This window comes from Nonomuraea sp. NPDC048882, assembly GCF_040649755.1.
Taxonomy (GTDB): domain Bacteria; phylum Actinomycetota; class Actinomycetes; order Streptosporangiales; family Streptosporangiaceae; genus Nonomuraea; species Nonomuraea maheshkhaliensis.
Genome location: NZ_JBEZGB010000027.1, coordinates 64,398 through 89,753 on the forward strand (window position 1 = coordinate 64,398; position 25,356 = coordinate 89,753).

Here is a 25,356-nt window from a genome sequence, read left to right on the forward strand (position 1 = left end):
CTCTGTTAGCCCCACATGCCGATCACGACCGCCACCAGCAGCGCGCAGCCGAGCGCGAGCCACATGGACAGGTCGGTGACCGCTATCCAGCCGGCCAGGACGACGGCGGCGCTGATCAGCCCGATGTAGAGCCGGTCGCCCCGGTCGGTCTCGATCCGCAGGAAGCCCCGCCTGGCCACGGGAGGGGAGATCCGGCCCCAGACCGCCATCACGGCCAGCAGCACGACCAGCCCGGCGAAGACCAGGGCGGTGGGCAGCGTCCAGACCATCCAGTCGAGCACGGCTAGACCCTTCCCAGGGCGAAGCCCTTGGCGATGTAGTTGCGGACGAACCAGATCACGATCGCGCCGGGCACGATCGTGAGCACTCCCGCCGTCGCGAGCAGGCCCCAGTCCACGCCCGCCGCGCTCACCGTCCGCGTCATCGTCGCGGCGATCGGCTTCGCGTTCACCGAGGTGATCGTCCTGGCGATCAGCAGCTCGACCCAGCTGAACATGAAGCAGAAGAACGCGGTCACGCCGATCGCGGACCGGATCATCGGCAGGAAGATCTTGACGAAGAAACGCGGCAGCGAATAGCCGTCGATCGCCGCGGTCTCGTCTATTTCCCGCGGAATTCCGGACATGAATCCTTCCAGGATCCACACCGCCAGCGGGACGTTGAAGAGCATGTGCGCGATGGCCACGCCGAGATGCGTGTCGAACAGGCCGACGCTCTGATAAATCTGGAAGAACGGCAGCAGGAATACCGCCGGCGGGGCCATGCGATTGGTCAGCAGCCAGAAGAACAGGTGTTTGTCCCCGGCGAACCGGAAACGCGAGAAAGCGTAGGCGGCGGGCAGCGCCACGATGAGCGACATGACCGCGTTCAGCGAGGTGTAGACGATGGAGTTCAGATAGCTCGAATACCACGAGGAGTCGGTGAAGAAGGTGGCGTAGTTGTCGAACGTCACGCGCTGCGGGATGAGCGAGAAGCTGCCGAGGATGTCCTCGTTCGGGCGGATCGACATGCCGAACATCCACAGCAGCGGCAGCATGAGCGTGGCCACGTAGAGCCAGAAGACCGTGCGCGCCCACGGCAGCCGCCGGCCGGTGGTCCTGGTCATGGTCCTCACCTCCCCGACCTGGTGAGCACGGTGAAGAAGACGTAGCAGAGGATCTGCACGAGCAGGAAGTAGAGCAGCGAGAACGCCGCCGCCGGCCCCACGTCGAACTGGCCGACCGCGATCTTCGACAGCAGGATGCTGAGGAACGAGGTCGCGTTGCCAGGCCCGCCGCCGGTCACCACGAACGGCTCGGTGTAGATCATGAAGCTGTCCATGAACCTGAGCAGGACCGCGATCGTCAGCACGCCGCGCAGTCTGGGCAGCTGGATGTGCCGGAACGTGGCCCACGCCGAGGCGGCGTCGATCTGCGCGGCCTGGAAGTACGGCTCGGGGATCGAGCGCAGCCCCGCGTACGCCAGCAGCGCCACCAGCGGCGTCCAGTGCCACACGTCCATGAGCAGCACCGTGATCCAGGCGTCCGTGGAGTCCAGCGTGTAGTTGAAGTTGACGCCCAGCACGTTGTTGATCGTCCAGCCGCCGAGCCCGATGTCGCCGCGGGCGAAGATCTGCCAGATCGTGCCCACCACGTTCCACGGGATGAGCAGCGGCAGCGCGACCAGCACCAGCGCGACCGACACCCACACGCCGCGGCGCGGCATCACCACCGCCAGCGCCACGCCCAGCGGGATCTCCAGCAGCAGCACCTGCGCCGAGAACAGCAGCGTGCGCACCAGCGCCGCGCGCACCTCGGGGTCTCTGGAGATCGAGCGGAACCACTCCAGGCCGACGAAGACCCGGTCGACCGGGCTGAAGACGTCCTGGACGGAGAAGTTGACCACGGTCATCAGCGGGATCACCGCCGTGAACGCCACGGACACGACGACCGGCAGGACCAGCCACCAGGCCCGGTTGTCCTTGCGCTTCAGCGCGGGACGCGACTCCTCCGTCCGAACGTCGCCCTGTTCGCTCACCTCTGGCCCCCTTCGTTCAGGGGTGCGAGTGAGCCGCACCTGACCTGGTCCCTGAACAGGAACGTGCGCTCGACGGGGAAGTGCAGGAATGTGCGCGTGCCCGGCTCGTGGGCCGAGCCCGCCTCGGTCTTGGCGACCACCTGGTGCTCGCCGACCGTGGTGTGGACCAGGTCGTACGCGCCCATCCGATCGGTCCCCCTCACCCGGGCCGCGACGCCGGGGGAGACGCGCTCGGCGGTGATCCGGACGAACTCCGGCCGCACCCCGATCCGCACCGGGCCCGGCGGCAGGCCGTCCGCGACCGCACCGACCACGGACTGCCCGACCTTGACGACGTCGCCGGTCACCTCCGCGGGCAGCACGTTCATGCCGGGGGAGCCGATGAAGTGGCCCACGAACTCGTGCGCCGGAGACAGGAACAGCTCCGCCGGCTCGCCCGCCTGCACGATCGCCCCGTCGTTGAGCACCACCACCTCGTCGGCGAACGTCAGCGCCTCCGTCTGGTCGTGCGTGACGTAGACCAGCGTGTGGCCGGTGTCGCGGTGGATCTCCTTGAGCTTGCTGCGCAGCGTCCACTTCAGCGCCGGATCCACCACGGTGAGCGGCTCGTCGAGCAGCACCGCGGCCACCTCGTGGCGGACGAGGCCGCGGCCCAGGCTGACGATCTGCTGGCGGCCCGGGTCGAGCCGGCGCGAGCGGCGGCGCAGCACCTCCTCCAGGCCGAGCAGCCGCGACACCTGGCGGACGCGGCGGTCGATCTCCTGTTTGGGCACCTTGCGGTTGCGCAGGGGGAAGGCGAGGTTGTCGTAGACCGACATCTCCTCGTACAGGACGGGGAACTGGAAGACCTGCGCGATGTTGCGGCCCGCGGTGGGCACGCCGGTGACCTCGCGGTCGTCGAACCAGATCCGGCCGACCGTGGGGGTGAGCAGGCCGGAGATGATGTTCAGGAGTGTGGTCTTGCCGCAGCCGCTCGGGCCCAGCAGCGCGTACGCCCTGGAGCCGCGCCACGTCCAGGTCATCGGCTTCAGCGCCCACGTCCGGCCGCCGTCGTAGCTGTGGCCGACGCCCTCCAGCCGGATGTCAGCCATGCAGGTCCACCTCCGCGGCGCTGGTGCCGAGCAGCCGGCCGCCGTCCTGGTCGAACACGAAGACGTGCGCCGGGTCCACGTACGCGCGCGTGCTCTCGCCCGGCGTGAACTGCTGGGTGCCGGGCAGGTGCGCGACCAGGTGGTGGCCGTCCTGGAGGAGCAGGTGCAGGAAGGTCGCGCTGCCGGTCACCTCGGCCAGCCTGATCTCGGCCGGCAGCTCCAGCGCGGCGGTGACCGGCGCGCTGCCGATCGTGACCTGGTGCGGGCGCACGCCGAGCACGACCCCGTGGCCGGTGGCGTGCGCGCGGGGCGCGGGGAAGGAGGCGCCGAGCACCTCGATGCGGCCGTCGCGGACGACGCCGGGCAGCAGGTTGAGCGGGGGGTCGCTGAGCGTGGCCGCCACGGCCAGCGTGGGCGGGTGGGCGTACATGCCGGCGACGTCCCCGACGTGCCTGACCCGGCCCTCGCCCAGCACCACGGTCGGCGCCGCGAACGTCAGCGCCTCGTTCGGGTCGGCGGTGGACCAGAGCACGACGCCGCCCGAGCCGGCGAACATGGCCTTCAGGTCGGCGCGCAACTGCTCGCGCAGCTTGAAGTCCAGGTTGGCCAGGGGCTCGTCGAGCAGCAGCAGGTCCACGGGGCGGGCCAGGGCGCGGGCGATGGCGGTGCGCTGCTGCTGCCCGCCCGACAGCTCGGCGGGCCGGCGCCCCAGCAGCTCGGCCAGGCCCATGAGCTCGGCCACCTCGCGCACCCGGCGGTCGACGCCGTCGCGGCGGAAGCGCGGGTCGAGGCGGAGCGGGGAGGCGATGTTCTCGTAGACGGTCAGCGACGGGTAATTGATGAATTGCTGATAGACGAAGGCGACCGATCTTTTCCGCACCGATATTCCGGTGACGTCTTTTCCGTTGACCGTCACCCGGCCTGTCTCCGGGGCCAGCAATCCGGCGGCGACGCGCATCAACGTCGTCTTTCCCGCCATCATCGGGCCGATGACGGTGGTCATTCCTGGTGCTAATTCGAGATTGACGTCGTCCAGCCAGGTCTCTCCGCGCTGTCGCACGGAGATGCCGTCGAGAATCACCGTCACAGTGCCCGGTCCTCTCTGCTTCTCTCCCTTCTAACACGACTTGAAGGTGGGCGCAAAGCTTTGTTCTGGTGTATTTGATGGCGGAGTGACAGATGTTTTCTGTCGTTGTCAAGGGCGGGAAGGACGTGAACGGTTCGAGCTATCGCGGCGGTCGCCCTGGGCCAGGTCATCGGCGTCGGCGGGTGATATTTCGCGACATGGCGGCATAGGGCGGGCCGGGGGGTCGGGGCCGAACCAACCCCTGGTGGCCAACAAGCGTTGACATCTCGGAAGGGGCGTGGGTATCGTCAACATGTGTTGGCCAACAAACGTTGGCTTGCCAAGGAGGAATCGTGATCACCACCGATGTGCTCGTCGTCGGCGCCGGCCCCGTCGGGCTCACCGCCGCCGTCGTCCTGACCCAGCTCGGCCACGACGTCGTCATCGTGGACGGGCAGGCCGAGGGCACGAACACCTCCAGGGCCGCCGTCGTGCACTCGCGCACGCTGGAGCTGCTGGAGCCGTACGGGGTCAGCCCGGCCCTGGACGCGCGCGGGGTGCACACGCCGCGCTTCACCATCCGCGACCGCGACCGGCTCCTGGTGCCGGTGCCCTTCGAGGGGCTGCCGACGCGGTACCCGTACACGCTGATGATCTCCCAGGCGGACACCGAGGCGTACCTGCTGGCCCGGCTGGAGGAGCTGGGCGGGAAGGTGCTGCGGCCGGTCCAGGTGACCGCGATCGAGCAGGACGACTCCGGCGTCACCGCCACCCTCGCCGACGGCAGCGCCGTACGCGCCTCCTACCTGGTGGGTGCCGACGGGATGCACAGTCTCGTGCGCGAGCAGTCCGGCATCGGCTTCGGCGGCGGCACGTACGCCGAGTCGTTCTCCCTGGCCGACGTGCGGCTGACCGGCGGCGTGCCGAGCGACGAGGTCGTCCTGTACTTCTCGCCCGACGGCCTGGTGGTCGTCGCCCCGCTGCCCGACGGGTTCCACCGGATCGTGGCCACCGTGGACGAGGCCCCGCACGAGCCCGACGCGGCGTTCGTGCAGCGCCTGCTCGACACGCGGGGGCCCGAGGCCGAGCCCGCCGTGGTGAAGGAGGTCGTCTGGGGTTCCCGCTTCCGCGTGCACCACCGGATCGCCGACACCTACCGCCACGGGCGCGTCCTGCTCGCCGGGGACGCGGCGCACGTGCACTCGCCGGCCGGCGGGCAGGGCATGAACCTCGGCATCGAGGACGCGGTGAAGCTGGGCGAGGCGCTGGCCGGCGTGCTGGCGGGCGGGCCCGACTCCCTGCTCGACGCCTACGCGGGCGCGCGGCGGCCGGTGGCGGAGAAGGTCGTGCGGCTGGCGAGCCGGCTGACCTCGCTGGCCACCGCGAGCGCCGCCCTGCGCCCGCTGCGCAACGCGGTGCTGCGGCTGGCCGGCCGCCTTCCCGTCGTACGGCGCCGCCTGGCCTGGCAGCTCTCGGGCCTCGACCGCCGCTGACGGTGTGGCCCCGTCCAGGAAGAACGGGCCCTGCGGCGTCCGGGAAGAACGGGCCCTGCGGCGTCCGGGAAGACGGGCGCTACGGCGTCCGCGGGGAACGCGTGCTTACGGCAGGATCGCGTCCACGTAACCGCCGTCCACCCGCAGCGCGCCACCTGTCGTCGCGGAGGCGAGCGCCGAGCTGAGGTAGACCACCATGTTCGCGATCTCCTCGGGCTCGATCAGCCGCTGGATCAGCGACTGCGGCCGGTGCAGCCGCATGAACTCTCGCTGCGCCTCCTCCCAGGGCAGCTTCTTGTCCACGAGTTGGTAGACGAACTCCTCCACGCCGGCCGTGTGCGTCGGGCCCGCGATCACGGAGTTGACCGTCACCCCGCTGCCCGCCGCCTCCTTGGCGAAGCCCCTGGAGACCGCCAGCAGCGCCGTCTTCGAGGTCCCGTAGTGGATCATCTCGGAGGGCGTGACGATGGCCGAGTCACTGGCGATGTTGAGGACGCGGCCCCAGCCGCGCTCGCGCATGCCCGGCAGGTACGCGCGGGTCAGGCGGACCGCGGTCAGCACGTTGACCTCGAAGAAGCGGCGCCACTCGGCGTCGCTGATCTCCAGCGGCGGCTTGGCCTCGAAGATGCCCAGGTTGTTGACCAGGACGTCCACCTGCGGCAGCGCGCCCAGCACCTGCTCGCAGCCCTCGTCCGAGGAGACGTCGCCGGGAACGGCGACCAGGTCGTGCGCCGAGCCTTCGCCGTCGAGTTCCTTCGTGATCCGCTCGATCGCCGTCGCCACCGAGCGCTCGCTGCGGCCGTTGATCCCCACCCGGGCTCCTGCCCTGGCCAGCCCCGTGGCGATGGCCGCCCCGATGCCCTGGGTCGAGCCGGTGACCAGCGCGGTCTTTCCGCTGAGGTCGATCTGCATGTCGTCCCACCCCCTGCCGTCATTCTCCGCGATCACCTCCGGGCGGCCCGCACCGGGGGTGCGGTGCGTAGGCTGGGTGAAGGGCTGGGGGAGGCGTGGAAGGGGCGTGGGTGCACCGGATCCTGTGGCTCGTCGTGGCGGTCGCCTTCGTGGCGGGCATGATCATCCCCCGCGACCCCGAGCCGGAGGAATGTCCGGCCCGCGACACCCGGGTCATGGCCCCCTACGCGGTCACCGGCTACTGGGTGATGCCGCGCGCCGACCTGTGCGTCACGCGGCGCATGGTCGAGGCCGTCCACGCCATCGGCGGCGACACGCTGATCACCTTCGGCCCCCGGTTCGCCGCCGGCCAGGACCCCGACTTCGACGGCTGCCTCGTCGACGGCCGGCCGTGCGCCGAGGTGCCCGGCAAGCGCGTCCGCCAGGTCTACTCCTACGCGAGCGGCGAGGAGTTCGGGCCGGGTCTGCTCCGCTGCCCCGGGATCGACCGGCGGATCGAGACCGGCGACCGCGTCGTCTATCGGCTCACGCTGGCCGGGTCCTGCTCCGACGCCGAGCACGACCTCGTCCTGATCTCCACCGACGGCGACGGGCTCGGCCACCTGATGCGGGAGGCGAGCGCGTACGGGATGACGGTCTTCCCCGGGCTGCCCGCCGCGCCGCAGCGGCAGGGCAAGCCGTGGGAGCCCGACCTCGGCCACCTCGCCGCGCTCAACGCCTTCACCGCGCGGGTGCTGGCCGACTACGGGCGGCGGTTCGGTGGGCTGAGCTCCTTCGGTGGGATGTACCAGTCCTTCGAGCTGGCCATGCGGGCGCGGTCCGAGCGCGATCCGATCATCGAGCTGTACGCGGCCCAGCATGCCGTCGTCGCCGCCGCGCTGCCGGGCAAGAGGCTGGTGGTCAGCCCGTACATCGACGCGCGCAGGGGGCGCGGCTTCCCGCCCGCGCAGGCGGGGGAGGGGCTGGCGGACATCGCGGCCACCCGCGCGGGCCTGCCCATGGCGGTCGCCGTCCAGGACGGGCGGGGCACCGGCAAGGTGCCGGTGTACGCGGCGCACGAGGCCGGCGCTTCGGTCGCGCCCCGGCTGGTGCCGGTCGTGGGCGAGGTGAGCAACGCGCGGGCGTACCACGGCTCCACTGGCGACTACGTGGAGGCGGCGGCGCGGCGGGTGCCGGACGGGGTGGAGCTCTGGGTGAACGTCGAGGGCTTCGAACCCACGCCCGCCCCCGGGGAGTGCGGGCGGCTCGACCCGCTGCCGCCGCGCGGGCGGACCACGAAGAGCCGGCTCGACCTCCAGGTCATGGCGGCGGGGCGGCACGCCGCGAAGATCATCTCGTACGGATGGGACCCGTTCTTCACCTGCCAGGCCCGCTACGACACGCCGTCGCTGGCCGACGACATCGCGGCCGGGTGGCAGCAGCCGATCATCGTCAACGCGTACCCGAAGGAGCTCGGCGGGCGGCCCGGCGTCCTGGTCGAGGGCCACAACCTGCGCGGGGGGACGCTGAGCTTCGAGGGGGTGGCGGTGCGGCAGGAGTGGTACGGACGGGACCGGCTCGAATCGGCCTGGGCCCCCTACGTGCCCTCCTCCCCTTGGACCTTCATCACGGCCACCAACGCGGCCGGCCACTCCAGCACGAACCCGTACATACTGCCGCTCAGCCCGTGAGCGCGGCCACCAGGATGTCGGCCAGCAGGGCCGCCTGGCTGCCGTCCTCGTCCAGGTCGGGGTCCAGGATCGTCACCTCGAGCCCGACGGCTCCCGGCAGCGCCAGCAGCCCGCGCAGCAGCTCGGTCAGCTGAGCGGCGTCGAGCCCTCCCGGGGTGGGGGAGTCGACGGCGGGCAGGATGGAGGGGTCGAGCACGTCCGCGTCCACGTGGATCCAGAACCCGTCGAGCTCGTCACGGCCGAGCACCTGCGTGGCGCGGTCTCTCAGGTCGTCCAGGTCGCCGGCGGGGACGTACGCCAGCCCGCTGTCCGCGATGTCCCGCAGATCCTCCTCGTCCCGCACACCCAGCACGATTACGTCCTCGTCCCTGACGTACGGCCGCAGCCCGCCGATGTCGGTCAGGTAGTCCTCGCCCCGCCCGGTGACCAGCGCCAGATCCTCGCCGGCCGCCGAGCCGACATGTGGGGAGTTGCCCAGGTGGCGGAAGTCGGCGTGCGCGTCCAGGTACGCCAGCCCGTACCGGCCCGCTTCACGCAGCGCCAGCGCGGGGCCGAGCAGGATCGAGCAGTCGCCGCCGAGCAGCACGGGGAACCCGCCGTCGCGCCTGATGCCACTCACCCGGCCGGCCAGGGCGCGGGCGTAGGCGGCGATGGCGGCTCCGTTGCGCACGCCGTCGCCCGGTTTCCACGTGGCCACGTAGCGGGGCGGGACGAGGGCGCCGGCGTCGGACGCGCCGAGCCGCCGGACGAGGCCGGTGTCCCGCAGCGCCCACGGGGCCTTGTAACAGCCCGGCACGACGCCGGGGGCCGGTGGGCGCAGGCCGAGGTTGGATGGGGCGTCGAGGATGACCAGATGTCTGTCAGGAGTTAATGTGTTCATAGTCCTGACGTTAGCAAAGAGGAGAGCGGATGCGCCAGTACGCCGAGACGGGCCTCGTGGCGATCGACCTGGCCAACACCTGGGACGAGTATCTGGACGACCCGGAACGCCTGCCAGACGTCCCGGCGTTGCGACGCTTCTGCACCGAACTGGGCGTGCCGGGTTTCTCCGATCGCCGTACCGGTTCCGTGAGTGCGGCGGATCTGGACGAGGTGCGGGCCGTGCGGTCGCGGCTGCGGCAGGTCCTGGACGGCGATCCGGCGCAGCGGGCTCGGGCGCTGGCGCGATGGGCGGACGAGGCGCCGATGCGCGCGGTCGTGGCGGAGTCGGCGGGCACCCCGGTCCTGCGGCTCGCCGCCCCCTCGGCCGCCTCACTCGGACAGCGGCTGACGGTGCGGGCGGTGACGGAACTGCTGGACCTCGCCGCGTCGGGCGACTGGGAACGGGTGCGACTCTGCGCGGCCAGCCCCTGCCAGGACGCCTTCGTCGACAGGAGCCGCCCGGGCCGGCGCCAGTTCTGCTCGACCCGCTGCGCCAACCGCGCCCACGCCGCCGCCTCCCGAGCCCGCCACCGCTGAGTGTGCGTCGCCGCCCCCGCGCGGACCCGTCCCCTGACCGCCCACGCCGCCGCCTCGCGGGCCCGTCACCCCTTGAAGGCCCGCGCCGACGTCGGCCGGGGGGCGGGGTGGGCGGAGGCGACAGGCGGGAGATGGCAGCCGGGGGCGGGAATTGTCGGTGCGGGCCGCTAGCTTTCGATCATCACCTGATCCGAAGGAGTCATTGGTCCATGTACCGCCAGGGCGACATCCTGCTCATGCCCATCCCCGAGGAGACCGCCCCCGTCGTGTCGCTCTCGCAGCCCAGGGACGCTCGTGGGCGGCTGGTGCTGTCCTACGGCGAGGCCACCGGGCACGCCCACGCCATCCCCGGCCCCGGCACGCTGTCCCGCGGTTTCCTGCACCTGCCGGTCGGCGGCCGGCTCGTGCACGAGGAGCACGCGGCGATCACGCTGCCGAAGGGCTGGTACCGCGTGATCAGGCAGCCGAAGGACGTGCCGGGCCCCCACCGGGTGATGACCGGCTGACGACGGCCGCCACCCGGCGCCCGACCGGGGTCACATGCCCGGGAAGGCCCCGATCCTTCGGCGGCGCCCACACCTCCCGTAGCGGCGCCCACGCCTCCCGAACACGGAGGAGCCGAAAGGTTCGGTCCCGCCCGAGACCGAATGCGTCATCCCGTCCTGGCCGGCCTCACCTGCGGCGGTAGGGATCGTCGTAAGGCTGCGACGACTGCTTGACCGCCTCCATGACGGGCCGCATGGCCGGCCCGGCGACGTAGTAGCGGCCTCTCGCCTGGCCCTCCGAGGTCAGCCAGCCGAGCCGGCACATCTCGCGGATGTCGCGCACGGCCTGCTGCGAGCTGAGGCCGGCATCCTGCTGGTACACGGTCCGCCGTACGCGCGACGTCCAGAAGGCCGGAAGGAGGGCGAAGACGGTCCGCTCGTCCAGCCCGTCGGCGACGGCCGCCTCCGACAGAGCGGACCACGCTCGCCTCAGCAGATCGACCCTGCGCCTGGCCTGCTGGGCCATCAGATGGTGAGCACGCAGGCAGAACTTGATCCACCCGTGCGTCGGCCGGTGCGGACTCCACTTCGGGCCGCCCACCTCCTCCAGGATTTGGTAATAGGAGTAGGTGTTCTGCCCCCGTCCCAGCCACTCCTCGATGGAGGAGAACTCCGGCGGCAGCAGCGCCTCCCTGGCGAACACCAGCGTGGACAGCGCCCTCGACATGCGCCCGTTCCCGTCGGCCCAGGGGTGGATCTTCACCAGATTCAGGTGCGCCATCGAGGCCCGGACATGGACCGGCGCGTCCAGATCACCCTCGTTGAGCCATTGGACGAGCTCGTCCATGAGCCCGGGCAGCAAACTGGCAGGAGGCCCCGTGTAGGCGGCGACGGTCGGATCGTCAACGCTCGTGATGTAGACCGGCCCCTGCCGGAGCCGGCCCGGCCGCTTTCTCCTGTGCGGCTCCTGCATCATGAAGTGCAGGCCGTTGAGCAGCCCGAGGTCGTAGCTGAACTCGGTGCCAGCATCGGAGAGCGCCTGAATATAGGTCATCGCCCGCTGGTAATTCTCCAACTCCCGCCGTGTCACGTCGCTGGTCTCCAGCGGCGCTTCTCCGGCCATCAGCGCTTCCATGTCGTCGACCGAAGCCCCATAACCCTCGATGGAGCTCGAACCGACGACAGCCCTGGCGGTGAGGCTCCGCCGCAGCTGTTTCGTCCACTGTTCCTCCGGGCGGAGGTGTATGCGAAGGTCGTGGCGCATCTCTTCGAGGTCCGCGAGAACTCGGAGATCGGCGGCGGTCAGCTGCGGCGTTGCGTAGAGCATGACTCGATGATACGAAAATAGTGTCATCGAAGGCGGACGATGCCGGTTACTCCTGGAGGTTGGCGGACAGGAGGTCGAGCAACGGCTCGCGGCGTACGCAGCGTTCCAGGAGGAACGAGTCAGCCAACGCGAGCAGTTCGTCGTCCCCGAGGTCGCGGAACAGTTCCGCGTACTCCGGCAGCAGCGCCTGCGCCAGCAGGATGTGCCTGATCAGGTCGTCGGCCTGGTAACGCGCGCCCCACGGGTACGGGTCCCAGCGGGGGAACTCGGTCTCGATCAGCGTGTGCAGCGGCGCCAGCTCGTCCGCCGACTCCTCCATCGTCGAGCCCCACCGGTCCGCCCCGAGCCGCCGTTTCTTGGCGATGAACGGGCCGAACCGGTCCAGGTACGGCCCCGCGGCGTGCACCAGGCCCTGCAACCCGACGTCCTTGTACGTCCAGAGCGACCAGCCCGCCCCGTGCCCGTCGTAGATGTCGAGCTGGTCGCGCAGGATCTGGTAGCGCTGGGCGTCCACAGCCGGGTCGCCGGTGTAGACGGGGCCGAACTCGCCCACCCACAGCGGGGTGCCGGTCTCGCGCTGGAAGCGGGAGCGCCGGGCGAACGTCCGCTCCAGTTCGTTCTTGTCGCACCACTCGCCGCGCGTGTATCCCGGGTACGGGCCCCCGTGGGCGAACCCGGCCAGCGCGTAGTCATGGAGGACAAAAACCGTGTTCTCATACATCTCCCGAAATATCGAGAAATCGGTGCTGTAGGTGTTGCCGTCCAGGAACAGGATGTGGCCCGGATCGGCGGCCCTGATCGCCTTCACCAGCCGGTCGTAGAACGGCCCGATCACCTTGCCGGTCAGGTCCCCAGGCTCGTTGACCGGGTTGTATCCCGCCACCCACGGATGGTCGCGATAGTGGTCTGCGATGACCTCCCACAGGTGCACCGCCCGATCCTGGAAGTGCCGGTGCTGCCAGAACGCGGCCACGTGCGTCGGGTTGTCGGAATGCCAGTGCTGGTTCTGGGAGCCGGGCAGCGCGTGCAGGTCGATCACGCTGTAGACGCCGTGCTCGCCCAGCAGCCCGATCACCCGGTCGAGGTGACGGAAGCCGCGCCCGTCGATCTCCATCGGGCGGTCGTCGGACTCCCAGTGGCGGTAGTTGACCGGGATGCGCACACAGTTGACGCCCAGCCCGGCCAGCAGCGCGGCGTCCCGTTCGGTGAAGAACGAGGTCAGCAGCCGGTCGAAGAACAGCTCCGCCCGGTCGTCCCCGAGGACGGAGCGCACGGCGTGCCGCATGGAGGTCTCGTTAGCCGGATAGCCGGTGATGAAGTTCTCCATGTTCATCCAGCCCCCGAGACCCACCCCCCGCAGGCGTACCGGTGTGTCGTCGTCCCGGACGAGATGGGTTCCGGACACGTGCAGCATGAAGTCTGATCACCCCTTCGTGGCACCGGCGGTGAGACCACCGACCAGGTGACGTTCCGCTATGGCGTAGAACCCGAGCGCGGGCACCATGGCCAGGATGAGATAGGCCAGGATGCGGGCGGTGTCGGAGGCGTACTGGCCCTGGAACTGCTGGATGCCCAGCGGCAGTGTCCAGCTGCTCTCCTCGCTGAACACGACCAGCGGCAGCATGAAGTTGTTCCAGCTGCCCACGACGGCCAGCACGGAGACGGTGGCGATGGCGGGCCGGGCCATCGGCAGCAGGATCCGCCAGAAGAACCCGAACGGCGAGCACCCGTCGATCGTGGCCGCCTCCTCGATCTCGCCCGGGATGCTGCGGAAGAAGCCGCGCAGGATGATGATCGTCAGTGGCAGGCCGAAGGCGGCCTGCGTGAGGATCACGCCCAGCGGGTTGTCCAGCAGCCCGAACGTGCGCAGCAGCACGAAGATCGGCAGGATCGCCACCGCGAACGGGAACATCAGCCCCGCCGTGAACAGGGTGAAGAACAGCTCCCTGCCGCGGAAGGCGAACCTGGCGAAGACGAACCCCGCCAGCGCCGCCAACGCGACCGTCAGCACGGTCGTGACGACCGCGATGAACGTGCTGTTCCAGACCTGCAGCCAGAACGAGCCCGAACCCAGCACGTCGGTGTAGTTGGCCGTGATCCACGCCTCCGGCAGCCCGAACGGGTTGCCGGACAACTCGCTGTTGTCCTTGAAGCCGCCGAGCAGCGCGTAGCCGACCGGGGCGACCATGAACAGGCCCACGACGATCGCGATCACGTGCAGGGGCAGCGTGTTGCGCCGCGGCGTGGCCGGTTTGCGGCGATCACGTTTCATGGCCGTCCTCCCGCGCTGGTGGTGGCGCCCTCAAGGTCACGGCGCATCACGAAGCGCTGGTAGAGCAGGGCGAAGACGAGGCTGAGGGCGAACATCACCACGCTGATCGCGCTGGCGTAACCGACCTGGGAGCGCTTGAACCCCCAGTCCATCATCGTGACGGCCATCGTCTCCGAGGAGTGCGAGGGCCCGCCGCCGGTGAGGATCCAGACCAGGTCGAACAGCTGGATCGTGTAGATGACGGACAGGAAGACGCTGATCCGGATCGTCGGGCCGAGCAGTGGCAGCGTGACGTACCTGAACGTCTTCCACCCCGTGGCCCCGTCGATCTGGGCGGCCTCGATCAGCTCGTTCGGGATGTTCTGGCGGCCGGCCAGATAGATCATCATGTGGAAGCCGAAGTACTTCCAGGTCATGACCAGGAACAGCGACGGCATCACCATGTTCGGATCGGCCAGCCACTCCGACTCCCAGCCGAACACCGACAGCAGCTGGTTCGCCATGCCCGAGCCGGGCGAGAGGATCAGCGAGAACAGCACGCCGGTGATGACCTCCGACAGCACGTACGGCGCGAAGAACAGCACCCGGTAGAGCGCCCGCCCGCGGATGCGCTGGTTCAGCAGCATGGCGATGGCCAGCGAGAACGGCAGCTGCACGCAGATCGACAGCAGCACCAGCACCAGCAGGTGCCCCATGTCCTGGGCGAAGATCTCGCTGGTGAACAGCCGGGTGAAGTTGTCCAGGCCGATGAAGTTGGTGGGCAGGCCGCCGAAGCCGTTCCACCTGAACACGCTCGAATAGAGGGCCACCAGCATGGGGGCCACGACCAGCAGGAGGAACAGCACCAGCGCGGGCAGCAGGAACAGGGCGATGCTCACCCAGCGTCCCCTGCGCCTGGCGGCGGGGGCGGGGGCCGGAAGCTTGACCGCCTCCGGCCCTCTCGTGAGAGTCGTCATCCTTCGCTCTTCGCGACCTCGGAGATGTCCGCGCCGACCTCTTCCGGCGTCTTCGTGCCGGCGATCAGCTCGGCCACGCTGTCGTTGACCTGCTGGCCGACGGCCGGCGGGTAGGCCTGGTCGAGGTAGAGCTGGTAGCCGCTGGCACTGGCCAGCATGGTCGCCACCTGCTTGAGGTTGGGGTCCTTGACCGCGCTCTCCTCGCCCTTGAGCACCGGCAGCACGCCGCCCGCTTCGACGGCTTTGCTGTGGTTGCCCATCTCGGTCATGAACTTGACGAAGTCGACGGCCTCCTTGGGCGCGTCCGTGCCCACGGCCAGCCCGCCACCGCCGCCGAAGGCGTCACCGGCCGAGCCCTTGCCGCCCTCGACGGAGGGGAAGGCGAAGAAGCCGAGGTCGTCGCCGAGGCCCTTGCCCGCGTCGGCCTGCACGCTCGGCGCCCACTGGCCCATCAGCTCCATGGCCGCCTTGCCGTTGCTCACGGTCGCGGACTGGCCGTCGGGGGTGGAGTAGGCGGCGCCGAGGAAGCCCTTCTGGAACGGCTGCAGGTCGGCCAGCGCCTTGACCTGCTGCCCCGCGGCCACGAAGTCGGGCTTGGTGAAGTCGTGGTCGACGGCGGCCTGCTTGAGCGCGTCCAGTCCGGCGATGCGCATCGCGAGGTAGGCCCAGTAGTAGTGGCCGGGCCACTTCTCCTTGCCGGCCAGCGCGATCGGGGTGACGCCCGCGGCCTTCAGCTTCTTGACGTCCTCGAGGAACGCCGACCACGTGGCCGGCGCCTCGGTGATGCCCGCCTTCTCGAAAAGCTTCTTGTTGTACCAGAAGCCCACCATGCCGATGTCGGTCGGCAGGCCGTACGTCTTGCCGTCCAGCTGGTACGCGCTCAGCGCGGCCGGCGTGAAGTTCGGCAGCACGTCGGCGACGTCGGCCGAGATGTCCTTGACCAGCCCGGCGTCGATCTGCTGCTTGAGCACACCGCCGCCCCAGCTGGCGAAGACGTCGGGGGCGTTGCCCGACTGCGTGATGGTGGTGAGCTTGGCCTTGTACGCCTCGTTCTCCAGCACCGTCGCCTTGATCGTGACGTGCGGGTTCTTGGCCTCGAACTCCTTGGCCCGCTGCGCCCAGAGCGACTTGAGCGGCTCGGCGGTCGACAGGTGCCACCACTCCAGCGTGACCTTCGCGGGCGAGCCGCCCGCGCTCTGCTGTGGAGCGGGTTCACCTCCGCCACCACAGCCTGCCAGGAGGACGACGGCGGCGGCCAACACCAGACTGCGTCTCATAGGGGTCCCTTCCTCAGCTGGGCGAAAGTTTCGTGAACCCCCCGATAATTTCGATGCCGCGATCGTAAGTAAACGCTGTGTAAAGCGTCAACACCTCGGATGGGAGCGATCCCAAACCGAAACTTTCGGATACACTCCCGATTTGTGTCAGCGAAGAGGCGGGTGACGATCGCACTGATCGCGGAGGAGGCCGGAGTCTCCATCCCGACGGTCTCCAAGGTCATCAACGGGCGCCCGGAGGTCGCCCCGGCGACCCGCCATCGGGTCGAGCGGCTGCTCCAGGAGCACGGCTACCAGCGCCGGATCAGCCAGGACGACACCCCGGCGGGCCTGGTGGACCTGGTGTTCGCGGAGATCGAGTCGCCCTGGGCCATGGAGATCGTCCGCGGCGCGGAGATCGCCGCCCACGAGGCAGGCGCCAGCGTCGTCATCTCGGTCCTGCACACCCACGCCGGCCCCGGTCGCGACTGGCTCGAACGCCTGGCCGCCAGGCGGACCGACGGCGTGGTGATCGTCGCCTCACGCCTGTCGACCGGCATCCAGGCCCAGCTCAGCGCCCGTTCGCTGCCGTTCGCCGTGGTGGACCCCGAGGGCGAGCCCGCTCCCGGCGTCGTGTCCGTCGGGGCGACCAACTGGAACGGCGGCCTCGCCGCCACCCGTCACCTCCTGGAGCTCGGCCACCGGCGCATCGGCATGATCAGCGGCCCGGCCGACATGCTGTGCAGCCAGGCGCGCATAGACGGTTATCGCGCGGCTCTGGAGACGGCCGGCCTGCCGGTCATCCCCGACCTGATCAAACGTGGCACCTTCCTCGTCGACTCCGGCCACGACCAGGGCCACGCCCTGCTCTCCCTGCCCGAGCCGCCCACCGCCATCTTCGCGGGCAGCGACCTCATGGCCTTCGGCGTCTTCGAGGCGGCCCGCCAGCGCGGGCTGCGCGTTCCCGAGGACCTGAGCGTGGTGGGCTTCGACGACCTGCCGCTGGCCAAGTCGGCCTGGCCGCCGCTGACGACCGTACGCCAGCCGCTGCAGGAGATGGCGGCCCTGGCCACGCGGACGGTGCTGGCGATGGGGCACGGCGACGTACCGGAGACGAAACGGGTCGAACTGGCCACGGAGCTGATCGTCAGGGACAGCACGGCCCGCCACGAGCCCTAGCGGGTGGCGATGAGCTCGCGCAGGCGGACGGCGTATGCGCGGGGATGGCTGGTGTTGCCGTTGTGGCCGCCGGGGAACTCCACCGGCACGGTGCCCAGCCGCCTGGCCAGCTCGACCGCGCACCGCCGGTCGAAGACGGTGTCCGGCGTGGCGATTCCGGTCGCGGGGACGATCCGGGCCCGGCAGCCGGCCACATCGAGCTCGTCGTCGATGACGGCGCGGAAGTCGTGCCGGAGGAAGAAGCCGAAGTTCGCCTCGCGCTGGGGTGTCATGGGTTGCGGGGTCAGGTCAGGCTCGGTGTCGTCGCCGGTGATGCCGAGCACGCGCGCCACCTCCTTGAGCGCGGCGGGGAGCCCGGCCCGCAGGTAGAGCTCACGGATCTCGGCCAGCTCGGCGCGGTGCCGGGCGCGCTCGGCCGCGGGCAGCAGCCAGGGTGAGACGGGCTCGTGGGCGATGAGCAGGCTGAGCTGCCCGGGATGGCGGACGGCCAGGTGGAGGCCGATGGAGGCGCCCAGACTCTGGCCCAGCATGACGACGGGCTGGTCGGTGAGGTGCGCGAGCAGCCGGTGCACGTCGTCGGCGTGCCGCTCGACGGTGACGGTGCCGTCTTCGCCGGGGTCGATCGTGCTGCGGCTCAGGCCGCGCCGGTCGTACGTGATCACGGTGTGGTCGGCGGCGAGCAGGGTCACCAGGTCGATGCTGCGGTCCGCGTCGCCCTCGCCGCTCTGGGAGATCAGCAGGAGCGGCCCCGAGCCGCGCAGTTCGTAGTGGAGGCGGGCGCCCGGCACGCGCAGGAGGTCTGTGCTCATGCACGCCACTCTAATTCATCATTTTTGATGCATCAAATTTGATGGATTAGCCGCGCAGGTCCGGGATGAGCTGATCCGCCAGTTCCTCCAGAGCCGTCACCGTCCGGCGTACGCGCTGCGGATCCTCGGTCCCCAGCGCGGCCGCCAGCGCGTCGTCGATCGGGGTGTCCCTGATCTGCGACACCCGCTCCGACACCTCGGGCGTCTCCCGGATGATCGTGCGCCGCCGGTCTCTCGGATCGGTCTCGGCCGTCACCGCGCCCGCGGTGCGCAGCCGCGCGATGGCCGCCGACACCGCGCTCTGCGGCAGCCCCGTGCGGGCGGCGATCGCGCCCACCGTGGTGTCGGGGTGGGCGCGCAGGTCGCTCACGACGATCAGGACGGTGCGCACGCTCGTGGACTGCTCGCCGATCCCCTCGGTCGGCATCGCCTCCTCGCCGATCTTCATCAGAGTCCGGCCCAGCAGGAACAACTCGACCCCATTCACGCGCAGCACCCTACAGGCGGGGGTCGGTAGGGCCGGGTGGCGTGACGACGTCGGTAAGGTCGGGTGGCGTGACGACGGAGCTGGAGAGTCTTGCCGAGCGGCTGCGCGAGTTCGCGCGCGTCAGGGAGTGGGAGGGGTTCCACACGCCGAAGAACCTCGCCATGGCGCTGGCGGGCGAGGTGGGCGAGCTGGTGGCGGAGTTCCAGTGGCTCACGGCCGAGGAGTCGGCCAGCCCCGACCCCGACACGCTGGCCAGGATGCGCACCGAACTCGGCGACGTGACCCTCTATCTGGTACGGCTGGCGGACGTCCTCGGGGTGGACCTGGTGGAGGCGGCGCGGGCCAAGCTGGAGGACAACGACCGCCGCTACGACGCCGAGCGCTACCGCGGCTCCGCCAGAAAGGCCCCGCCCTCCTGACCGCAGGTCTTTGACGGCTCAGCGGTGCGGACAAATGCACCATAGGGTGACCCCATGAAATTCGGGGTGCTGGGGCCGCTGGCCGTCTGGACCGACGCGGGGGAGGTCGTGACGGTCCCCGGCCTCAAGGTCCGGGCGCTCCTCGTCGACCTGCTCGTCCACGAGGGCCACCCCGTCTCCGCCGACCGGCTCGTGCACGACCTGTGGGGCGAGGAGCCGCCGGGCAACCCGGCGGGCGCGCTGCAGGTGCGCGTCTCGCAGCTGCGCAAGGCGTTCGAGGACGCCGAGGCGGGCGGCAAGAACCTCGTCGTGTCCCGCGCCCCCGGCTACCTGCTCCGCACCGACGAAGGCGCTCTCGACGCCGTACGGTTCGCGGAGCTGCTGGCCAGGGCCGAGAGCACCGAGAGCCCGCGCACCAGGGCCGGGCTGCTGGCCGACGCGCTGGCGCTGTGGCGCGGGCCCGCGTACGCAGACTTCGCCGACGAGGAGTACACGCGCTCGGCCGTGCACCGCCTGGAGGAGCAGCGGCTGTCGGCGCTGGAGCAGCACGCGGAGGCGCGCCTGGAGCTGGGCGAGCACGGGCTGCTCGTCGGCGAGCTTGGCGACCTCGTGGGACGCCATCCGCTCAGGGAACGGCTGCGCGCCGTTCACATGCGCGCCCTGTACCGGGCCGGGCGGCAGAGCGAGGCGCTGGCCGCGTACGGCGAGCTGCGCGACCGGCTGGCCGACGAGCTGGGCCTCGACCCCGGGCCCGAACTGGTCGCGCTGCACCAGGCGATCCTCGGCCAGGACCCGGCGCTGAGCGTGCCCACCGGCCGTCCCGTGACCAACCTGCCCGCCCCCGTCAGCAAGCTGATCGGCCGGGAGGAGGCGCTGGCCGAGGTGTGCGCGCTGGTCGAGGAGGAACGGCTGGTGACGCTCACCGGCAGCGGCGGGGTCGGGAAGACCCGGCTGGCGCTGGAGGCGGCGAACCGGCTGGCCGACGGCTTCGCCGACGGGGCCTGGCTGGTCGCGCTGGACCAGGCGTCCCGGTCGCCGGCGGAGGCGGTGATGGCGGCCCTGGACATCAGGGAGGAGGCCGGCCCTGTCCCGGGAGCGGACCCCGGCGCACCTGCCACCGACGGGACCGGCCGGTCGCCGGCCGAGAGCGGCCGGTTCGGGGGCGCGGCCGGCGTTGGCGGGGATCTCGCGGTGCTGGGCGGGCGGCTGGCCGCCGCGCTCAGGACCCGGCGCACGCTGCTCCTGCTCGACAACTGCGAGCACGTGGTCGACCAGGTCGCCGAGCTGGCAGAACTGCTCCTGCGGGCCTGCCCCGACCTGCGCATCCTGACCACGAGCCGGGAGCCGCTGGCCGTCTCCGGCGAGGTGCTGTGGAGCGTGCCGCCGCTCGACGTCCCCACCAGCGCCGACCTGGCCGCCATGGCGCGCTCCAACGCCGTACGGCTGTTCGTCTCCAGGGCCGCCGCCTCCGCCAGGGGCTTCGCGCTGGACGCCGGCAACGCGCAGGCCGTCGCGCAGCTGTGCCGCCGCCTCGACGGCATCCCGCTGGCGCTGGAGCTGGCCGCGACCCGGGTGCGGGCTCTGGGCGTGCACGGGGTGGTGTCCCGGCTGGACGACAGGTTCCGGCTGCTGGCCTCGGGGCAGCGCGGCGCGCCGGCCCGCCAGCAGACGCTCACCGCCGTGATCGACTGGAGCTGGGACCTGCTGTCCGAGGACGAGCGCGTCGTCCTGCGCCGCCTGGCCGTACACGCCGACGGCTGCACGCTGGAGGCCGCCGAGTCCGTCTGCGCGGCCGGCGGCGAGAGCGGGCTCGACGTCCTGGATCTGCTCGCCCGCCTGGTCGACCGCTCTCTGGTGGTGGTCGTGGACGCCCCCGCCGGGATGCGGTACCGGCTGCTGGAGTCGGTGTCGGAGTACTGCCTGGCCAGGCTGTCGGAGGCCGGCGAGCTCGATCTTGTACGTCTGGCGCACCTGCGCCACTACCTGGACCTGGCCGTACGCGCTGAGCCCTGCCTGTATGGGTCCGACCAGCGCGACTGGCTGCTGCGCCTGGACGCGGAGGCGGCCAACATGCGCGCGGCGCTCGACACTGCGGTGGCCCGGCGGGACGTGGGCGGGGCGGCGCGGCTGGTCAACGCGCTGGCCTGGTACTGGTTCCTGCGCGGCAGGCTGGCCGAGGGCCGGCGCGCGCTGGCGACCGCCCTGGCCATCCCACGCGCCTCGGATGGCGGCGCTCAGGACGTGGTCGCTCAGGACATGGTCGCTCGGGACGGGGCTGGTCCGGACGGGGGCGCTCAGGGCGGCGACGACGACCATGGGGCGCTGGCGCGGGCTGCGGGCTGGGAGGTCGGGTTCGCTCTCATGGTGGGCGAACGAGCCGACTGGCAGCCCGTGATCGAGGCCATCGAGGACCCGGGGGAGCGGGCCAGGGCCGAGCTGTTCGCCGGGCTGCACGTCGAGGACATGCCGACCGGGCAACTGCTGGCGGAGCGGGCGCTGGTCACGTTCAGGGAGCTGAACGACCGGTGGGGCATCGCCACCGCGCTCACCCGGCAGGCCATGGACGCCTTCACCCTGCGCGACGTCGAGGCGCTCGAACGGATCGCGGGAGAGAGCGCCCGGCTGTTCACCGAGCTGGGGGACCGGTGGGGGCTGCTGCGGGCCACCGAATGGCTCGCCTCGCTGGCCCAGATGTCCAACGACGTCGAACGGGCCGTCCAGCTGTTCGGCGAGGGACTGCGCATGGCCGAGGACCTCGGGCTGTGGTCGGAGGTCTCTACGCACACCGCCTGGCTCGGCTGGGTCGCCATGCAGAGCGGCGACTTCGACCGCGCCATCGAGCTGTCCGGCCGGGCGCTGAAGCTGGCCGAGGCCCAGGGGTACAGCAAGGGCTCCACCATGGCCGAGATGGGCCTGGCCTACGCCGCCCGCCGGTCGGGACGTTTGGAGGTGGCCGAGCGGCACCTGCGCCACCTGCTCGAAGGGCTGTCACGCGACCCCGGGGTGGAGCCGGCCCTGCACCTGCCTGACACGCTGCTCGAACTCGGCTACCTGATGGAGCTGCGCGGCGACCGGCCCGCCGCCATGGACCTGCACACCGAGGCGCTGGTGGCCGGTGGCAAGGTCGGCGACCCCCGGACGATGGCGAGCGCCGTCGAGGGCGCCGCCGCGGCCGCCGATTCGGCCGAACTGACCGCGACCCTGCTGGGCCTGGCCGACGCGGCCAGACGACAGCACCAGTCGCCCGCCGGGGTGCCGGAACAGATCGACATCGAACGGGCTTCGGCGCGGGCGCGGGAGGAGCTGGGGGAGGCGGCGTACGCGGCGGCGTACGCGAAGGGAGCGTCGTACAAGCTCGACGACGCCCTGAGCCTGCTCGGGTGAGGCGGCGCCTCCCGACGACGCCCGCGACCTGCTGACCCCACTCTGGCAGCCGAACGGTCGGACTGGCGGCGCTCAGTTCGTGGGTCGGGCGGAGGTGTTCGAGGCTGCGCGCCAGGCCAGCAGGCCCGCGCCCATCAGGCCGGCCTGTGGGCCCAGGCGCGAGGCCCGGAGGGCGGGGGCAGGGCGGAAGGTGAGCCTGGCCGCCAGCCGTTCGCGTAGCGGCACGAGCAGCGCTTCCCCCGCGAGTGACACCCCGCCGCCGATGACGATCTCCGCTGGGTCCAGCGTCAGCGTGTACGTCGCCAGCGCCACGGCCAGGGCTTCCACCGCCTCCGCCCACACCGCGGTGGCCCGCGCGTCCCCCGACGCGACCAGCTGGACCACCTCCTCGGCCGAGCCCACCCCGCACCGCGCCGCGACGGCCGAGCCCGACGCGTACGCCGCCAGGCACCCCTTCTGCCCGCACCCGCAGTCGGCCCCGTCCGGCCACACCGGGATGTGCCCGATCTGCCCGGCCCATCCTCCGGCGCCTCCGTACAGGGACCCCGACAGCACCACGGCGCCCGCGATCCCCGTGCCGATCGGCAGGTACAGCACGTCGCGCCCGCCGCCCCCGTACGCGAGCTCCGCCTCCCCGGCCGAGCGCACGTCGTGGCCCAGCGCGACGGGCAGGTCCCCGTCGGCGAGCGGGCCGGCGAATGCGGCGACGGGCACGTCACGCCAGCCGAACGCGGCCGAGAAGACCGCGTGCGTAGGCGTCACCAACCCCGGCACGGCCACCCCTACAGCAACCGGCCGCCCTCCGCCCCGGCTCCCGCCCGGGATGCCGCTCCTGTCCCCACCCAGGTCCCCGCGCCGGTCTGCGCCGGGGGCTCCGCGCAGGTCGTCGCTCAGGTCCGCGCCCGGGATCCCACTGCGGTCCCCGTCCCCACCCAGATCCTCAGCCCCGGCCCCGCCCCAGGCGTCGTTCCGGGGGTGGGACAGGTCGGTGACGAAGGTGGAGATGGCCTCGATGACTCGGTCAGGGCCCTCGGTGCGCGGGGTGGGGCGGCGTTCGAAGTGGAGGATTGTCCCGTCTCTGGCGATGAGTCCGCCTTTCATGGTGGTTCCGCCGACATCGATCGCCGCGACATAGTCCATCGGGACATCGTCCCCCACGAGGTGATCGCCACTCAGAGGCGGGCCCCGGCCGGCTCGGCGGTCCCGGCGGGCTGACCGGGTTCGACGTGTGCGGCCAGGCGGTCGAAGAAGTCGAGCCAGCCCGCCTTCGCCTGCTCGGCGTGCTCCTGGTCGGTGTTGACGCCGTACTGGTGGAAGTGCATCTCGGTCCTGCCGTCCACCTCCGCCAGGCGGATCGTGACGACGGACGCGGGTGCGTCGCCGGGGTTGTCGGGGTCGCCGGTGGTGAACACCAGCCGCGCCGGTGCCGACACCTCCCGGTACGTCCCGCCCATCGTCACCTCGAACCCCTCCTCGCCCACCAGCGTCGTCTGCCAGGCCCCGCCCGGCCGCGCGTCCAGGGTGATCCGGCCCACCGGCGTGGACAGCGTCTCCGGCCCGAACCAGCGGGAGAACCGCTCGGGCTCGGTCCAGGCGGCCCACACCGTCTCGCGGGGGGCGTCGAAGTGGCGGATGAGGTCGTACTCGGCGGTCTGGCTCATCGTCCCGATCCTCCATGCTCTGTGGCTCGATGACCTCAACGGTGCCGCGTGCGGCTTACGATCCCCTTCTCCTGACCTTTAGGCGCGTGACAGGGTGGAGCGCATGAGGATCATTCGCGCGGCAAGGGTGCTCACCGGACGCCGGGGAGAGGTGATCACCGACGGAGAGGTTCTCATCGATGGCGACCGGATTGTCTCGGTCGGACCGCGCGGCAGCGCGCGAGAGGCAGGCGCCGGCGGTGGGGCGGCCGGGGACGATGGGGTCGGCGAGGGTGACGTCGGCGAGGGTGTCGAGGTGCTTGATCTGCCGGAGCACACCGTGCTGCCCGGCCTGATCGACGCCCACGTGCACCTGGGCTTCGACGCCCAGGTCGACCCGGTGACCAGGCGCAGCCCCGAGAGCGAGCGCCACCTGCTGCTGCGGATGGCGGAGAACGCCCGCAAGCTCGTCTCCGCCGGCGTCACCACGGCCCGCGACCTCGGCGGGCGCGACTTCCTCGACCTGGCGCTGCGTGACGCCATCGAGGAGGGCCTGGCCGTCGGGCCGCACATCCTGGCCGCCACCAGGCCCATCACCATCACCGGCGGCCACTGCTGGTACATGGGCGGCGAGGCCGACGACGAGCCCGCCGTGCGCCGCGTGGCCAGGGAGAACCTGCGCGCGGGCGCCGACTGCCTCAAGGTGATGGCCTCGGGCGGCCTGATGACGCCGGGCGCGCCGCCGAGTTGGGTGCCGCAGTACACCACGGAGCAGTTACGCGCCGTCGTCGAGGAGGCGGCCACGCGCGGCAAGGGCGTCGCCGCCCACGCCCACGCGCACGCGGCGATCCGCAGCGCCGTCGAGGCCGGGGTCGCCACGATCGAGCACTGCACGTTCTTCACCTCGTCGGGCCACCGCTACGACGCCAAGCTCGTCGAGCTGATCGCCGCCGCCGGCACGTACGTCTGCCCCACCGCGCACGGCGTGTTCGACCGCATCCGCAAGGTGTACGGACAGGAGATGCAGGAAGCTTGGCTGCAGGGGGTCTCCTTCATGCGGGAGGCGGGGGTGCGGCAGATCGCGGGCACCGACTGCGGGTTCGCGGCCGGCGGGGTGGCGAACCCGGCCGACCTGTACGTGGGCGGCCTGGAGGTGTTCGCGATGGCCGGTTACGGCAACGCGGAGATCATCGAGCTGGCCACCGTGCTGGCCGCCGACGCCTGCGGGGTGGGCGAGGTCACCGGCAGCCTCGACCCCGGCAAGCGGGCCGACCTCATCGCCGTCGCGGGCGACCCGCTCGAACGCCTCGCCGACCTGCGCAACCTCGCGCTCGTCCTGGTCTCGGGGCGTTCCGTCGGCCAGACGGCCGTGGACACCGTGACCACGTCGGTCGGCTGACCACCCCGGCCCCCATGAGGCCGGGTCCCGTCGAAGC

24 protein-coding genes are annotated in these 25,356 nt (G+C 71.2%); 8 read left to right on the forward strand and 16 right to left on the reverse strand.

Annotated elements, in window-relative coordinates; translation table 11 throughout:
- Positions 1-5: 5 nt before the first annotated feature.
- From AB0C27_RS51195 to AB0C27_RS51215, 5 genes are read right to left on the reverse strand one after another with little or no spacing between them, the layout of a single operon-like run.
- Positions 6-281 (reverse strand): DUF2160 family membrane protein, encoded by a 276-nt coding sequence (locus tag AB0C27_RS51195; RefSeq protein ID WP_357861755.1) that lies wholly within the window; start codon positions 279-281, stop codon positions 6-8.
- Positions 282-283: 2 nt separating this feature from the next.
- The gene (locus AB0C27_RS51200) at positions 284-1,105 is read right to left on the reverse strand and encodes a carbohydrate ABC transporter permease (protein ID WP_346104558.1); all 822 of its coding nucleotides are present in this window, start codon (positions 1,103-1,105) and stop codon (positions 284-286) included.
- 5 nt (positions 1,106-1,110) lie between these two features.
- Complete coding sequence (locus AB0C27_RS51205; RefSeq protein ID WP_357861757.1) at positions 1,111-2,016, reverse strand: sugar ABC transporter permease; 906 nt, start codon at positions 2,014-2,016, stop codon at positions 1,111-1,113.
- Positions 2,013-3,107, reverse strand: a complete 1,095-nt coding sequence (locus AB0C27_RS51210) for an ABC transporter ATP-binding protein (protein WP_357861759.1) — start codon at positions 3,105-3,107, stop codon at positions 2,013-2,015. Before AB0C27_RS51210 ends, AB0C27_RS51205 begins: the two co-directional genes overlap by 4 nt.
- Entirely contained in the window at positions 3,100-4,194 is a 1,095-nt protein-coding gene (locus tag AB0C27_RS51215; RefSeq protein ID WP_357861761.1) for an ABC transporter ATP-binding protein, read from the reverse strand. The genes AB0C27_RS51210 and AB0C27_RS51215 overlap by 8 nt, the downstream gene beginning before the upstream one ends.
- A gap of 332 nt (positions 4,195-4,526) precedes the next feature.
- Here AB0C27_RS51215 and AB0C27_RS51220 point away from each other — a divergent pair, with 332 nt between their 5' ends.
- Positions 4,527-5,666, forward strand: a complete 1,140-nt coding sequence (locus AB0C27_RS51220) for an FAD-dependent monooxygenase (RefSeq protein ID WP_357861763.1) — start codon at positions 4,527-4,529, stop codon at positions 5,664-5,666.
- A gap of 105 nt (positions 5,667-5,771) precedes the next feature.
- On the opposite strand, the gene AB0C27_RS51225 is transcribed toward AB0C27_RS51220, so the two are convergent.
- Positions 5,772-6,578: an SDR family oxidoreductase gene (locus tag AB0C27_RS51225; protein ID WP_357861765.1), complete on the reverse strand. Its 807-nt coding sequence runs from the start codon at positions 6,576-6,578 to the stop codon at positions 5,772-5,774.
- A gap of 95 nt (positions 6,579-6,673) precedes the next feature.
- On the opposite strand from AB0C27_RS51225, the gene AB0C27_RS51230 reads away from it, so the two are divergent.
- Complete coding sequence (locus AB0C27_RS51230; RefSeq protein WP_357861767.1) at positions 6,674-8,248, forward strand: DUF4434 domain-containing protein; 1,575 nt, start codon at positions 6,674-6,676, stop codon at positions 8,246-8,248.
- On the opposite strand, the gene AB0C27_RS51235 is transcribed toward AB0C27_RS51230, so the two are convergent.
- Positions 8,238-9,128, reverse strand: a complete 891-nt coding sequence (locus AB0C27_RS51235; RefSeq protein WP_357861769.1) for an arginase family protein — start codon at positions 9,126-9,128, stop codon at positions 8,238-8,240. The genes AB0C27_RS51230 and AB0C27_RS51235 overlap by 11 nt on opposite strands.
- 29 nt (positions 9,129-9,157) lie before the next feature.
- On the opposite strand from AB0C27_RS51235, the gene AB0C27_RS51240 reads away from it, so the two are divergent.
- On the forward strand, positions 9,158-9,706 hold the full coding sequence (locus AB0C27_RS51240; RefSeq protein WP_357861770.1) for a CGNR zinc finger domain-containing protein: 549 nt from the start codon (positions 9,158-9,160) through the stop codon (positions 9,704-9,706).
- A gap of 209 nt (positions 9,707-9,915) precedes the next feature.
- Positions 9,916-10,212, forward strand: a complete 297-nt coding sequence (locus AB0C27_RS51245; RefSeq protein WP_346104574.1) for a hypothetical protein — start codon at positions 9,916-9,918, stop codon at positions 10,210-10,212.
- Between the two features lie 166 nt (positions 10,213-10,378).
- On the opposite strand, the gene AB0C27_RS51250 is transcribed toward AB0C27_RS51245, so the two are convergent.
- From AB0C27_RS51250 to AB0C27_RS51270, 5 genes are read right to left on the reverse strand one after another with little or no spacing between them, the layout of a single operon-like run.
- Positions 10,379-11,518: a Fic family protein gene (locus AB0C27_RS51250; RefSeq protein WP_357861772.1), complete on the reverse strand. Its 1,140-nt coding sequence runs from the start codon at positions 11,516-11,518 to the stop codon at positions 10,379-10,381.
- Positions 11,519-11,564: 46 nt separating this feature from the next.
- Complete coding sequence (locus tag AB0C27_RS51255) at positions 11,565-12,932, reverse strand: cellulase family glycosylhydrolase (RefSeq protein WP_357861774.1); 1,368 nt, start codon at positions 12,930-12,932, stop codon at positions 11,565-11,567.
- A gap of 9 nt (positions 12,933-12,941) precedes the next feature.
- Positions 12,942-13,790, reverse strand: coding sequence for a carbohydrate ABC transporter permease (locus AB0C27_RS51260; protein WP_357861776.1), 849 nt, complete (start codon positions 13,788-13,790; stop codon positions 12,942-12,944).
- A complete protein-coding gene (locus AB0C27_RS51265) occupies positions 13,787-14,746 on the reverse strand; it encodes a sugar ABC transporter permease (RefSeq protein ID WP_357861778.1) in 960 nt (319 codons plus the stop codon). The genes AB0C27_RS51260 and AB0C27_RS51265 overlap by 4 nt, the downstream gene beginning before the upstream one ends.
- Positions 14,743-16,023, reverse strand: coding sequence for an extracellular solute-binding protein (locus AB0C27_RS51270; protein WP_357861780.1), 1,281 nt, complete (start codon positions 16,021-16,023; stop codon positions 14,743-14,745). The genes AB0C27_RS51265 and AB0C27_RS51270 overlap by 4 nt, the downstream gene beginning before the upstream one ends.
- Before the next feature lie 99 nt (positions 16,024-16,122).
- On the opposite strand from AB0C27_RS51270, the gene AB0C27_RS51275 reads away from it, so the two are divergent.
- Positions 16,123-17,181, forward strand: a complete 1,059-nt coding sequence (locus AB0C27_RS51275; RefSeq protein WP_357861782.1) for a LacI family DNA-binding transcriptional regulator — start codon at positions 16,123-16,125, stop codon at positions 17,179-17,181.
- Here the strand turns inward: AB0C27_RS51275 and AB0C27_RS51280 are convergent.
- Both AB0C27_RS51280 and AB0C27_RS51285 read right to left on the reverse strand, forming a co-directional pair.
- Entirely contained in the window at positions 17,178-17,990 is an 813-nt protein-coding gene (locus AB0C27_RS51280; RefSeq protein ID WP_357861784.1) for an alpha/beta hydrolase, read from the reverse strand. The two genes, AB0C27_RS51275 and AB0C27_RS51280, sit on opposite strands and share 4 nt — an antisense overlap.
- 46 nt (positions 17,991-18,036) lie before the next feature.
- A complete protein-coding gene (locus AB0C27_RS51285; RefSeq protein WP_326629723.1) occupies positions 18,037-18,477 on the reverse strand; it encodes a MarR family transcriptional regulator in 441 nt (146 codons plus the stop codon).
- Between the two features lie 68 nt (positions 18,478-18,545).
- Here AB0C27_RS51285 and AB0C27_RS51290 point away from each other — a divergent pair, with 68 nt between their 5' ends.
- Together AB0C27_RS51290 and AB0C27_RS51295 are read left to right on the forward strand one after the other, a co-directional pair.
- On the forward strand, positions 18,546-18,896 hold the full coding sequence (locus tag AB0C27_RS51290; protein ID WP_357861786.1) for a nucleotide pyrophosphohydrolase: 351 nt from the start codon (positions 18,546-18,548) through the stop codon (positions 18,894-18,896).
- 54 nt (positions 18,897-18,950) lie between these two features.
- A complete protein-coding gene (locus tag AB0C27_RS51295; RefSeq protein WP_357861788.1) occupies positions 18,951-22,280 on the forward strand; it encodes a BTAD domain-containing putative transcriptional regulator in 3,330 nt (1,109 codons plus the stop codon).
- Positions 22,281-22,352: 72 nt separating this feature from the next.
- Here the strand turns inward: AB0C27_RS51295 and AB0C27_RS51300 are convergent, their stop codons facing one another.
- Positions 22,353-23,420 carry an ROK family protein gene (locus AB0C27_RS51300; protein WP_357861790.1) on the reverse strand — a complete coding sequence of 356 codons (1,068 nt, stop codon included), beginning with the start codon at positions 23,418-23,420 and terminating at the stop codon, positions 22,353-22,355.
- Between the two features lie 32 nt (positions 23,421-23,452).
- Complete coding sequence (locus tag AB0C27_RS51305) at positions 23,453-23,941, reverse strand: SRPBCC domain-containing protein (RefSeq protein WP_357861792.1); 489 nt, start codon at positions 23,939-23,941, stop codon at positions 23,453-23,455.
- 103 nt (positions 23,942-24,044) lie between these two features.
- Between AB0C27_RS51305 and AB0C27_RS51310 the strand changes: the two genes are divergently transcribed.
- A complete protein-coding gene (locus tag AB0C27_RS51310; RefSeq protein WP_357861794.1) occupies positions 24,045-25,319 on the forward strand; it encodes an amidohydrolase family protein in 1,275 nt (424 codons plus the stop codon).
- Positions 25,320-25,356 lie beyond the last annotated feature (37 nt).